General features: G+C 75.0%; 9 protein-coding genes. All 9 read right to left on the bottom strand.

Features of this window, described 5'->3' with window-relative positions; all coding sequences use genetic code 11:
• On the bottom strand, positions 1-2119 hold a 2119-nt coding region (locus V7E46_RS02520; RefSeq protein WP_443053950.1), incomplete at its 3' end, for a WXG100-like domain-containing protein.
• On the bottom strand, positions 2116-2520 hold the full coding sequence (locus V7E46_RS02515; protein ID WP_333766857.1) for a WXG100 family type VII secretion target: 405 nt from the start codon (positions 2518-2520) through the stop codon (positions 2116-2118). The genes V7E46_RS02515 and V7E46_RS02520, both read right to left, overlap by 4 nt.
• Positions 2521-2616: 96 nt before the next feature.
• Positions 2617-3054, bottom strand: coding sequence for a YbaB/EbfC family nucleoid-associated protein (locus V7E46_RS02510; protein WP_333766856.1), 438 nt, complete (start codon positions 3052-3054; stop codon positions 2617-2619).
• A 101-nt stretch (positions 3055-3155) separates the two neighbouring features.
• Positions 3156-6098: a WXG100 family type VII secretion target gene (locus V7E46_RS02505; RefSeq protein ID WP_333766855.1), complete on the bottom strand. Its 2943-nt coding sequence runs from the start codon at positions 6096-6098 to the stop codon at positions 3156-3158.
• A 152-nt stretch (positions 6099-6250) separates the two neighbouring features.
• Positions 6251-6808 (bottom strand): hypothetical protein, encoded by a 558-nt coding sequence (locus tag V7E46_RS02500; protein WP_329172974.1) that lies wholly within the window; start codon positions 6806-6808, stop codon positions 6251-6253.
• A gap of 6 nt (positions 6809-6814) precedes the next feature.
• The gene (locus V7E46_RS02495; RefSeq protein WP_329172976.1) at positions 6815-7102 is read right to left on the bottom strand and encodes a WXG100 family type VII secretion target; all 288 of its coding nucleotides are present in this window, start codon (positions 7100-7102) and stop codon (positions 6815-6817) included.
• Between the two features lie 116 nt (positions 7103-7218).
• Positions 7219-7554, bottom strand: coding sequence for a WXG100 family type VII secretion target (locus V7E46_RS02490; protein WP_333766854.1), 336 nt, complete (start codon positions 7552-7554; stop codon positions 7219-7221).
• An 86-nt stretch (positions 7555-7640) separates the two neighbouring features.
• Positions 7641-10955 (bottom strand): right-handed parallel beta-helix repeat-containing protein, encoded by a 3315-nt coding sequence (locus tag V7E46_RS02485; protein ID WP_333766853.1) that lies wholly within the window; start codon positions 10953-10955, stop codon positions 7641-7643.
• Positions 10952-11812, bottom strand: coding sequence for a hypothetical protein (locus tag V7E46_RS02480; protein WP_333766852.1), 861 nt, complete (start codon positions 11810-11812; stop codon positions 10952-10954). The genes V7E46_RS02485 and V7E46_RS02480 overlap by 4 nt, the downstream gene beginning before the upstream one ends.
• Positions 11813-12071: the final 259 nt, after the last annotated feature.

Below are 12071 nucleotides of genomic sequence, written 5' to 3'. Positions count from 1 at the left end.
CCGCCACACTGCCGGGAGTATGCGCCGGCACCTCGGGAAACACGTGGCCACCACCATCACCGACCGCAAGTCCGCCCCCGGGGACGTGAACTGCCGAGGGACCAGGGGCCGTACCCGCCACACTGCCGGGAGTATGCGCCGGCACCTCGGGAAACACGTGGCCACCACCGCCCACCGCAGGTCCGCCCGACCTGAGCGATCCGCCCGGGGTCCGGCTGGGAGTGTCCGGGAGGACGAGGTGGGAGCCGCCGGCCTCGGAGGGTTCCGCGACCACGGTTGGCGGCTGGTGCGCGGGCGGCACGTGCCCGGCACCCTGCGTGCCGGTGGTTCCGGCGCCGGCACTGTGCCCGGCGCCGAGACCACCACCCTCGCCACCGACCGACGCGGGCGGCCTCGGCGCGCGGGGGGCGACCTCGGCCGGCCCGCCGTGCGGCGCACCGTCCTGGCCAGTGTCGGATCGGACCGGCGTGGCGGAACCCGCCCCGGGGGACAGCGCAGCCGATTCCACGTGCACCGGCGCCACCACGCCGCCGGACCCCCCAAGCGCGGAGGGCGCCGCACCCTGCTCGCCACGTACCGGCCCGTCCCCAGCACCGGACGTGTGCGTCACCGGGGGTCCGGACGCAACCGGGCCGGCCGGCGCCTGGTCGGTACGGGCGGGGAACGCCGTGGTGAAGCCCGGCAGTTCGGAATTCGGCGCCGCACTCTGGCGGACGGCCGGTTCGGCGGTACGGCCCTCGCCCCCGGCGGCCGGGTGGTACGCGGTCGTGGTGGGCGGGGCGCCGCGCGGAGTGAACGTACCGCCGCTGCCGCCGGTCCCGGCCGCACGGACGCCGCTGACCGGGGCGGGGCCGCCCGCGCGGTGGTCCGGTACGTCGGAGCCGTGGCCGCCGGCCGTGGCGGAACCGGTCGTACGCACCGGGCGCGGCGATACGGTCTCGGGTCCGGTGGCCGCCGACGGGTGGGAGCCTGCCTCCGCCACGGGCACATGGCCGTCTTCCGACTCAACGGGCGGGCGTACGAACGGAGTTCCGCCAGGCGCACGGGTGTCACCGCCCGTCGTGTTCACGGGACCGCCCGTCGTACGGACCGGCGGGCCGCCCGAACCGTCCGTGGCCGCGCCACCGTGGCTCCCGGCCCCGGGGCCGGACCCGGCGTCGGGACCGCTCGCGGCCGGACCGCCGCGGCCGGACGCACCGCCGGTGCCGCCGGATTCGAAGCCACTCCCCGGGGGTTTGGCGGGACCGTGCAGGTCCGGAAGGTCGGGGACGGACGGCAGGTGGAAGTCGAAGGTGTCGACCCTGGTCTCCCCGCCGCCGCCGGCCCGCCGCTTGCCGCCACCGCCGAGCGCACCGATCGCACCGGCCGCGGCGCCGAATCCGACGTCCTCGGGCTCACCGCTGTGGAAGAGCTCGTTCATGGCCACGGTGCTGGCCGCGCCGGAGCCCGCGCCGAGGATGGCCTTGCCGATCAGGGAACCGCTGAACTTCGGGACGAACGCCCCGCCCAGGCCGAAGGCGGCGCCGCCGATCGCACCGCCGATGGCGCCGCTCTCGATGGCGGCGACCGTGTTCTCCACGCTCCACGACGTGCGGTCGCCCTTGAGCATCTGGATGCCCTGGATGACCGCGTCCATCGCCACCATCATGCCGATGCCGGTGGCGATGGCGGTGAACAGGCGGCGCAGCAGCATCCGGACGACCAGCCGCACGGAGGTGATCAGCGCGGGGATGGCCTCCGGCGCCCAGAAGGCCAGTTGGGCGATCTCGAACGCCAGCCAGACGAGCTGGACCAGGATCATGTACTTCGCGTACTCCAGCTGCACCCCGGTGTTCCTGCCGAGCTTGCCGAGTTGGCTCGACGCCTCGGCCATGTCCGGCACGTTGGACTGGAGTTGTCGGACGAACGACCCGAACTCGTCCGCCACTGAGCCGCCGACGCTGTTGAGCACGCCCCGGGTGGCGGGGGTGATCTCCCGGCTGATGGCGGCGAGCGCCCGCGCGGCGTCGTCCCAGGCCATGCCGAGGCTGCGCATCCTGTCCTCGTCGCCCTTGGGCCACGACTGGCCGACGGCGAGGCGGGCGACCCAGCCCAGTTCCGGGGGCAGGTTGACGCTCACGGACGGCCGGACCCCGTGTGGCCGCCGCCTTCGCCGCCGCCTCCCCCGCTCTCGCCGCCCGGGACCGCGCCCGGTTCCAGGGAGGTCCCGAGCCGCCGGGCCGACTCGGAATTCTGGGACTCGATGCTCTGGAAGCCGCGAGCCATGGTCCGCAGGCCGTCGCCGGTGCTCCGCAGTACGTCCCCCGCGCCGGCCGTCGCCTCAAGGATCTGCCCCTTGGGCTTGGCGTACTGCCGCAGGAAGGCCGTACCGGACGCGTCGTCGCCCCAGCACTCGCCCAGCGCGCCCAGCCGCGATTCCAGCACCTCGTGAACGGTCCGGAAGCGCTGGGCCAGCTCCTCCATGTACGGCATCTGGGCCTGGAGACCGTCGGTGTCGACCGAGAACGACTCGCCTGACATGGGAACTCCCTGGGTGGGCTCGGTGGTGACGCGTGAACGGACGCACGTGGGCGGGCTGAACGGGCTTACGTGGGCGGAGAGTCGGGGTGAAGCCGGCTACGGGCGGCGGGCGGCTCCTTCCGGGCGGCCGTTGTCGATGTAGTCCCGCACCGGGTCCGGCATGGCCGGGTCGTCGGGCAGGATCGCCGCCGGGTCGACCTCACCGCGCAACAGGGCGGCCACCGTCACCCCGGGCGGCAGGGCCAGCGACGTCAGTTCGGCGACCTTCTCCAGCGCGTCGGCCCGCGCCTCGCGGATGGTCGCCAGCAGGACGTCCGACAACTCCTTGGGCGCCATGCGGTGATAGGCGCCGGTCGGGAAGTCGATGGCCGTCACGTCGCCCTGCGCGCCCACGGTCACCTTCACCGTCCGGCGCGGCGCCGTCGCCGTGCCCGTGACCTCGTTGATCCGGCGCCGCGTCTCGACGGCCTCCTCCCGCTGCCTGCGGTAGAGCTCCAGCAGTCCTTCGATGTCCTGGTCGTACGGGGTGGTCACGGCTTCCTCTCCTCACGTCGGCCTCGTGGCACGCCGGCCCGGCGGCTGCGGTCCGCGGCGGGCGGGCGGCCCGCGTGCCGGCTCTTCCTGGCGGCGGCCACTCAGTACACCGCGCTCGGGCCGTCTGCGGCGGGCGAGCCCCAGGTGTCGCCTTCCTGTACGAGCAGGTCGGCAATGCCGCGCGAGGCGGGTTCCTCCTCGGCCGACTCGTCGCCGGCCGCCTCCGGCTCCTCCTCTTCCCACTCATCGTCCGCCGACGCGGCGGCGCAGGACAGCGGCTGTTCGGTCGGCGGGAGCACGCCCGGCTCACCGGTCGCCGCGGCCCGGTTGGGCCGCCAGGTGGCCAGCGGCTGCTCCTCCGTCTCCGTCTCCGCGGAAGCGTCCGCCCCCCGCGAAGCGCCCGCGGGACCGGCGCCCCACGTGCCGTCGTCGGCGGTCGCGTACCCGGGCGCGGTGACCTCCGCCTCCTCCTCTGGGCGTGCGGCCCACAGCAGCGGCACGAAGGACGCGCCGGCCACGCCCCATGCCGCGGTGTCCTCCTCCGACAGGTCGTCGTCGGCGGGCCGCAGCACGACCAGTGGGTCTCCGGTCTCCTCGGCGCCGCCCGACCCGTCGTACGCGGCGTACTGCTCCTCGCCACCGTGCGCCGGGATCTCCGGTACGGCCGGGGCGGCCGTGCCTGCTGCGAGCGCGTCGGCGGCCAGGGCCCCGGGAGCCACCGGTTCGGCGAACTCCTCGGCGGTCGGCTCCACGAGGGTGCCGGGGTCGTCCTCGTCACCCCGGCCCGAACCGCCCGCCGCTCCCATGCCGCCCATCGGAAGGAACGGGGCCGCTGCGGGCACGGCGGCCTCCTCGGCCACGGCGGGCGCGGCGAACCGCTCCGCGCTCCCGTCTGCTCCTACCGGTACGGGAGCGCCGCCGGCGCCCGTCTCCGTACCGTCCGCCGGCCCGGACGGCGTACCCGTACCGCCCAGCAGCCCGGACAACGTGCCCGTGCCCGTACCCTCAGGCAGCCCGGACAACGTGTCCGCGCCGCCCGTGGCGGCCGGCGGCAGGCCGGACGCCTCGGCCTCCGGCAGGCCGGGTTCCGTCCACGGATCGGCGCTTGGTGCCAGGAGTCCCGACGCGTCGGAGGAGGTGCCTTCCTCCCGGCCCGCGCCGCCCGGCGCGCCACCGCCCATGCCCGGCATCATCATGCCGGGCGCACCGCCCTGGACGACCGCCTCCGGCTCCTGCGACAGGGCGCCGGGGAGGTCGAGTCCCCCCTGCCCCGCGGGTGCGGTCCCGGCCGCCACGGGCTCACCGGACGCCGGGTCGTACTCGCCGGTCCACGGCTCGGCGTTCGGGTCGAGCAGGCCGGACGCGTCGCTGCGGTCGAACCCACCCGCCGCCGACTGGCCGCCACCACCCATCCCCGGCATGAACGGCATCCCACCACCCACACCACCCACCACACCGGAGCCGTCCGAGGACAGGCCCGTGGAGCCGGGGAAGCCGGCCGGGGTGAAGCCGGGGGTCTCCGTCTCCAGGCCGAGGTCGCCGGCGGAGGGCACCGAGCCGCCGAGGCCGGTGCCGGCGCTGCCCGGGAAGGCGGAAGGGACGAAGCCCTTGGAGTCGCCGAGGCCGCCGAGGCCGGAGCCGGAGCCCAGGCCCAGGTCGCCCAGGCCCGAGCCGCCGCCGATACCGGTGCCGCCGGGGAAGTCGGCCGCGGTCGCGCCGTCCTTCCAGGTGGCGGGGTCCTCGGCGAGGTCGGACCCGGGCAGGGTGCCCGAGCCGTCCAGGCCGGTGCCGCCGCCGAAGGCCCCGGGGCTGATCGGGGGCAGGCCGCCGAGGCCCGGGCCGCCGCCGAGGCCGCCGGCGCCATCGAGACCCGTGCCGCCGCCGAAGGGCGCGGGGGTGGTCGAGCGGGCGAAGGAATCGGGGCCCAGGCCGTCCAGGCCGCCGAAGCCGGAGTCGCCGCCGAGGCTGCCGTCCCCGCCGAGGCCCGTACCGCCGCCGAAAGCGCTGGGGTTGAGCATCCTGTCGAGGGCCGACGGGTCCAGCGTGCTGTTGTCCCCGCCGAGGCCGCCGTCCGGTCCCGGGCCGCCGAGTCCGCTCACGTCGCCGTCACCGCCGAGGCCGGAGCCGGGGCCGTTGGTGTCCAGGCTGCCGGAATACGGGCTGGGCATCGCGTCCTGCGCGGGATCGAACCCGGCGGGGGAGGTCAGGGACTCGGCGGTCAGGGGCGGTGTGAGGCCCAGGTCACCGGAGTTCGCGAGGTCCGCGACATCGGCCGGCTGGTAGTCGGTGGGCCGGTAGTCCGCGGGCGGCTCATCGGCGGGCGGCTCGTCGATCGGCGGCGGGTCGCCGGCGCCGGGACCGGTGATGGTGCCCGGGGGGCGGACCGTGTCGATGGTGACCTGGTAATGCGCGGCCAGGTTCTTCAGCACCGCCCGCATGTCCCGGTTGAGCATCTTGACCAGTTCGGGCTTCTTGCTCACCGGGATGAGGCCGTTGCTCATCGGTGTGACGCCCATCAGCGTGGCCTGGTTGGCGTACCAGGCGTCGATCTCGCCGATCTTGTTCTGCGCGTTGAGGAGGTTGACGGCGTTGTCCGCCAGCTGCTGCGGGACGGAGTTGCCCGAACCGCCGCCGCCGTCCGCGGACTTGCCGCCGGACAGCACGTCGGCGGTGGCGCCGACCTGTTTGGAGAAGGTGGTCATCATGTCGTGGAAGGCGTCGGCGGCGTCGCCCTTCCACGGGCCGTCGTCGCCGGCGAGCGCCTTGGCCTGGTCCTGGAGGGCCCGGGCGACGCCCGACAGCACCATCTGGACGTGGTAGAAGGCGTTGGCCGCGTCCTGGAGGCTCTGCGGCGACGCGACGGACGCGGCGCGGCCGAGGTTGTCGGCGTCGTCCGTGCCCGCGGACATCCCGCGGATCGCGGCCTCGATCTGCTTCCAGTCCCAGCTGTCGTAGTCGGAGATCGAGCCGGTGTCGGACGGGTTGCCGTACACAGCGCCGTCGTCGCCCTGCGAGAATCCGTTGCCGTCGTAGTCGGTGCCCATGTGGCCAAGTCCTCCGTCATTGCGCCGTCGCTCGTCCGCCGGTCCTGTCCGGCGGGGAGCCAGGTGATCCGAGCTGCCCCGCCGGCCAGGACGCTGACGCACGACCTGTCGTCACCGACCTGCCGTGCCATCCGCTCACGTGACGCGTGCGGTCACGCGCCCCCGCCGGACGGCATCCCGCCCGAGTCGGTCAGCAGAACGGAGAAGTCGCCGTTCGCCGACTGCATGGCGGTCTGGAGGTCCTGGGACGTCATCTTGTTGGCGTCCTCCACCGTGGAGTAGCGCGACGCCAGTTCCCTGACGCCGTCCCGCAGGTCGCCGAGCCCCTGCACCAGATCCGCCAGGACCTTGCCGTACTGGGCCTTCAGCCCGGCGTCGGCGTTGAGCCCGTTGACCTTCGTCCGGATCTGGTCGGCGTGGTAGAAGGCACCCGGCGCGGTGTTGACCGGGTCGAGCTTCCTGGCCGCCTGCTGCGTGGGCGCGATGAGCTTGTCGATGTTGTCGGCGAACAGCTCCATCGACGGGGTGTCCACGGTCGTCCCCTTGCCGCCGTCGGCACCGCCCGGCACCGCCGGCGGGGTGAACGCCGTGTCGTTGGTGTACGTCCCCTGCCCGGGCGGCAGCGTCGTACCGCCGCCGTACTGCTCGGCGGTGTGCTTGGGCGCCGGGGGCGCCGGGGGCAGGGTGCCGTCAAGGGTTCCGTAGGTCATGGCCGGTCAGCCCCAGAGCTGGACGCCCGCGCGCTCGCCCAGGGAGTAGAACTCGTTGATGCTCCCGAGCTGCTGCGTGGCCAGGGCGGCCTTCTGGGTCATGTCCGCGGCAGCGGCGTCCCACTGCGCCTTGACCTGCGCGTAGGTGGCCTGTGCGTCGCTGGTCCACTCGCTGAGGTTGACCTTGGCCTGGTTGTCGAGGTCGGCCAGGGCCTGGTTGATGCGCTGGGTGATGGCGTTCATCTCGCCGACGATGACGTCGACCTGCTCCATCTGGACGGTGTACGTCGCCACGGGGGCTCCTTGGGGGAAGAGGGGAACGGGAGTGGTGCGGCGGGGGCGCGCGTACCGGGACCCGGTCGTAAGGGGACCGTTCGGTGCCGCGCGGCCGTGGGGGCTGGGCTGCCGGGTCAGAAGCCGGGGAGGCTGGTGACGCCGGAGGCGATGTTCTGGGCGACCGTGTTGGCGGTCTGCTGGGTCTCCTCGTGGGTGTTGGCGTAGACGTGCGTGTTCTCCTGGAGCTTCTCCAGCATGGTCCGCAGCGCCTGGTTCACCTTGTTGAAGTCGTCCAGCCACGCCTGCATGGCGTTGCCGTAGATCGTCGAGGCGTCACCGGTCCAGCTCCCGCGCAGGCCGTCGATCTGGCCCGCCATCTGGGCGTAGGAGTTGGAGCCCTCGTCGAGGGCGGTCTGGAAGGTGCCCTGGGCGGCGGTCATTCCCTGGAGTTCGACTGACGTCAGTGCCATGGTCGGGCTGTCCTTTCATCGGTCTTCGTCTGCTCTTCCATCCCGGTCCGCCGCGGTGCTGGTCGCTGTCGCGGCGGGCCGGAAGCTCACAGCCGGGCCAGCGGTTCGGGCCGCTGGTACGGGGGTTCCGGGGGTGCGGCGGGGGCCGGGGCGCTCTCGCCGGGGGAGAGCACCGCCGACTGCTCGGGGGCCTGGCGCGGCAGGTCGGCCGGGGTGACCGTCCTGGACCGCGCGCCGGCGGCCAGGCTCTCGGCGAGCCGGTGCGCGCGGTGGGCGCCGGCCGGCTCGGGCGACCGGCCGAAGGCCTCGGCCAGCACCTGGGCCGCCTCCTCGTCCAACTGGAAGCCGTAGCCGCGCAGTCGGCGCCGCACCAATTCCACGGTCTGCTCCGGCGTGTACGGCTCCAGGCGCGCGTATTCGGCGAACCCCTGGGCCACGTCGGTGCGTTCGCGCATCAGGCCCATCAGGTGCTCGGGGGTGCCGATGAGCGCGAGCACGGTGTCGCCGGGCACCGTGACGATCCTGGCCAGCGCGTTGAGCACGGCCTCGCGGGACTGCGGGCTGCGCTGCTCGAAGGCCTCGGTCCACTCCAGGACGAGCAGGCCGCCGGCGTTCTCCTCCAGCGCCGACGCCAGCCGCAGCAGCGGCTGTTCGGCCCACCGGGCGGGCAGCGAGGAGAGCCGGATGTGCCGGGTGGCGCCGGTGGGAAGCAGCCCCAGCTCGGCCAGGCAGCGCCCGTAGAGCGCGGCGAGGGCGCGGCGCCCGCTGCCGGGCGGCCCTTCGAGTACGACGTTGGCGCGGGCCGACAGCGGTTCCGGCCGCGCGCCCGGCCGCTCCTGGGCGCCCGCCAGGGCGCGCAGCCGCGCGCGGAGCGCGGAACGGGCGGAGTCCAGGCCGGTGAGGGCGGCCAGCCGGCGCAGCCCCGGCAGGTCGGGCAGGTCGGGTTCGCCGCCGGTGGCCGGGGCGCCGGGCAGCTCGGTCACGTCCTCACCGGTCAGCACGCTCAACGCGCTGTCGTCCTGGTGGGGTTGGGCGGACAGCCGGGTGGCCTGGCGGCCGATCATCTCCTCGAAGATCTTCCGGGCCACCCGGCCGTTGCCGAAGGTGTCGCCCTTGGGCACATCCACGAAGTAACGATTCAGCGCCGCCAGCGCGCCGTCGTCCAGCTCGTAGTAGTGCCTGCCGCACAGTCCGCGCACGATGGTGACGAGCTCGCCCGGCTCGTAGTTGGGGAATTCGATGGTCCGCGCGAAGCGGGAGGCCATACCGGGGTTGGACGCCAGGAACTGGTCCATCTGGGCCGAGTAGCCGGCGACGATGACCACGATCTCGTCGCGGTGGTCCTCCATCAGCTTCATCAGCGTCTCGACGGCCTCCTGCCCGAAGTCCGGTCCCGAGCCGCGGGACTGGTTGGTCAGGGTGTACGCCTCGTCGATGAAGAGCACGCCGCCGAGGGCCTTGGTGAAGACCTCGGTGGTCTTGATGGCGGTGCCGCCGATGATCTGCGCGACCAGGTCGGCCCTGGCCACCTCCACGATGTGGCCCTCGCGCAGGATGCCCAGTTCGGCCAGCACCGCGCCGTAGAGGCGGGCCACCGTCGTCTTGCCGGTGCCGGGCGGGCCCGCGAAGACCAGGTGGCGGCTCATCGGCGGCATGGGCAGGCCCATCTCCATCCGCCGCTTGGTCATCTTGTTGAGGTCGATCAGGCCGGTGACCTCGGCCTTGACACTCTCCAGGCCCACCAGCGACTGGAGTTCGGCCAGCGGGCCGACGCCGGTGCCCCCGGCTGCCGCAGCGGCGGGACCGGGCCCCGTACCGCCGCTGCCGCCGGCCGACGTGGCCGCCGGCGCCTCGCCGCCCGCGCCCGGGCCGCTGCCGCCGGGCCGCCCGGCGGCGGGACGGCGGTCGGCCGCACCGCCGTTGTCGCGCACCTCGCAGTCGTGGACGCCGACCGGTTCGCCGGTCTCGGACCGTACGCCTTCACCCGCGTTGTCGAAGACGGTGCAGTTGGTCAGCTCCGCGCGGGAGGCGGCGGCGATGTGCACGCCGTGGCCGCGGGCGCCGTGCACCCGGCAGCCGACCGCGGTGAGCGTACCGCCGGCGACCCGGACGCCGTCGCTGTCGGAGCCGATGAACTCGCTGTCCCGGGCGGTCAGTTCGCTGTCCGCGCCGACGACGACCGCGCCGCCCTCGACGGTGGAGGCGTCCAGTTCGGCGCGGGCGGAGTCCGCCAGGGTGAGACCGGAGCCGCCGCCGGTACGCAGCCGCACCTCGGACAGCCGGGCCGTGACCCGCTCCCCCAGCTCGATGCCGACGGCCCCGGTGACGGCGGCCTCGGCCCCGTCGACGTCCAACCGCGCGCCGCCGGAGGCCGCCACGGCGGGGCCGCCGTCGGAGACCGACAGCCGGGCCAGCCGGGCCGCACCGCCGCCCAGCCGTACCGCGGCCGTCGCGGCGTTCCGCACGGTCAGTTCGGCTGCGGCGACCTCGGCGCCGTCCTCGGTCAGTACGCCCACCGGGGTGTCCGCGATCCGGCAGCGGTCCAGGGCCGGCCGGGCGCCCGCCGCCGCGTGCAGCCCGACCTGCGCCGCCCCGCTGATCACGCAGTCGCGCAGGACCGGCGCGCACTCCTTGACGTACACCGACTCGCCGCGGGAGCCGGTGAACACGCACTCAACCAGGGTGACGGCGGCGGTGCTGGCGAGGTACGCGTCCAGGCCCGCGCTGCCCGAGACCTCCACCCGGCTCAACTCGGCCCGACCGTCCTGCTCGACGGCCAGCGCGGGCTTGCCGCTGCCGGTGATCCGGGTGGCCTCGACGATTACCGCGCCGCGGCCGTTGACGCACAGGCCGTTGCCCGCGGCGCGGTCCAGGACGGACGACCGCAGGGTGAGCCGCCCCTGTTCCGCGACGACCACGGCCGACGAGCCGGCCTCGCGGACGGTCGTACGCTCCACGACGTTGCCGCCGCCGGAGGTCACCACGACGCCCGCGCCCCGGGGGTTGGTGACCTGGCAGTCGCGCAGCGCCACCGTGCCGGTGTTCCACGCCAGCACCGCCGTCCACGCCTCGCCCGCCACCCGGCAGCCGTCCAGCGCGGCCTGGCCGCGGCGCACGTCGAGCACCGGCGCCTCCGGGTCGGCGCCGCTGAGCAGCAGCCCGGACATCTGCACGGCCTCCGCGTCCACCACGACGGTGCTGCCCGCGGGGGCGTGCACGTGCGCCGTGCCGCCGTCACCCTCGGCGGCCAGGGTGACCGTGCGCACCAGGTGCAGGGCCTCCTCGTAGCGGCCCGGGCCCACGGTGATCAGCGCGCCCTCGGCGGCGTCGGCGAGCGCCTCGGTCAGAGAGCGGTACGCGCCGGGCCGGTCGAGGGAGACCACAAGCACTTGCCGGTTCACAGCGTCGCTCCCTCGTGGGCCGCACCCTGGGCGGGTGCGTTCGTGCGGGTCCCGGCGAGCGGCCGGGGCGCGGCGGCCAGCAGGCCGGGCGGGGGCTGCGGCCTGCTGGTCCTGCCCACCTCCGCTGCGGCCGGACTGGGTACCGCGAGCAGTGCGGCGACGGCCCGCTCCAGGCTCTCCAGGGCGAGGTCGTCCAGCGCGGCACGCCCGGGCCTCACCCGTCCGTCCGCGGTGATCTCGGTGGCCGCCATCTCCCGGATCAGGACCGGGTCGCCCGGGGAGCCGGACGGGCGCAGCACCTTGAACGTCGTGCCGGGCAGGAACATCACCCGGTCCGGGGCCGCCGCGTCGAGCAGCCCGGTGCGCCGCGCGGTCATCGACCAGATCACGAACCGCGGCTCCGGCGGGGGGTCGGCGGACGGCAGCACGGACGCGGGGCAGAACGACCACTCCGTCAGCAGCCGCCCGTCCCGGTACCAGGCCCGTTCCGCGTCGGTCAGCTCCGCGCCCAGCACGGCGGGGCCGCGGTACGACGGCAGCCGCCGCAGTCCCGAGGCCACGCAGCGCGCCAGCGGCACATGCGGTCCCACCCGCGCGGCCCGTACGGACTCGTCCACGCCCGCGCTGTTCCCGGTCAGGTACAGGCGTACGGCGACCAGGTCGATCAGCGCGTCCGACGCCTTCTCCCGGCTCGCGCCGCGCAGCCCCGGCACCTCCGACATCACCCGCGACACCGTTCCCGCGGCCACGTCGTACTGCGCCCGGAACGTCTTGCGCACCCAGTCCCGCTCCCGCTCGATCCCCCGCTCCGGCGGCACGGCGCAGGCAGCGCCCTTCGGCACGGGCTGCACGCGCACGCCGGCCTCCTGCGCCGGCGCCTGCGCTTGCGCGGCTGGCCCGCGCGGGGCCGAGAGCCGGGCGGCGGCCGGGGGTTCGGCCTGGGCCTTTGGTCCGGCGGGCGCCGGGGGCGGGCTGTACGACCCCACTGACTCCAGCCGCAACCCGACCGGCCGCGGCGCGGCAGCCGGCGCTACGGACGGGCGCGGCGCGGCAGCCGGCGCTACGGACGGGCGCGGCGTCGCGGCGGCCGGGGACGCAGACGGCGGTACGGACGGG

This window comes from Streptomyces sp. IBSBF 2435, from assembly GCF_036815005.1.
Lineage (GTDB): Bacteria > Actinomycetota > Actinomycetes > Streptomycetales > Streptomycetaceae > Actinacidiphila.
This window is presented reverse-complemented; position numbering and strand designations above follow the sequence as displayed.

Bases quoted from the DNA above. Each gene is read 5' to 3' on its own strand.
- V7E46_RS02490 (WP_333766854.1), bottom strand. From the start codon at position 7,554: ATGGCACTGACGTCAGTCGAACTCCAGGGAATGACCGCCGCCCAGGGC.
- V7E46_RS02500 (WP_329172974.1), bottom strand. From the start codon at position 6,808: ATGACCTACGGAACCCTTGACGGCACCCTGCCCCCGGCGCCCCCGGCG.
- V7E46_RS02515 (WP_333766857.1), bottom strand. From the start codon at position 2,520: ATGTCAGGCGAGTCGTTCTCGGTCGACACCGACGGTCTCCAGGCCCAG.
- V7E46_RS02505 (WP_333766855.1), bottom strand. From the start codon at position 6,098: ATGGGCACCGACTACGACGGCAACGGATTCTCGCAGGGCGACGACGGC.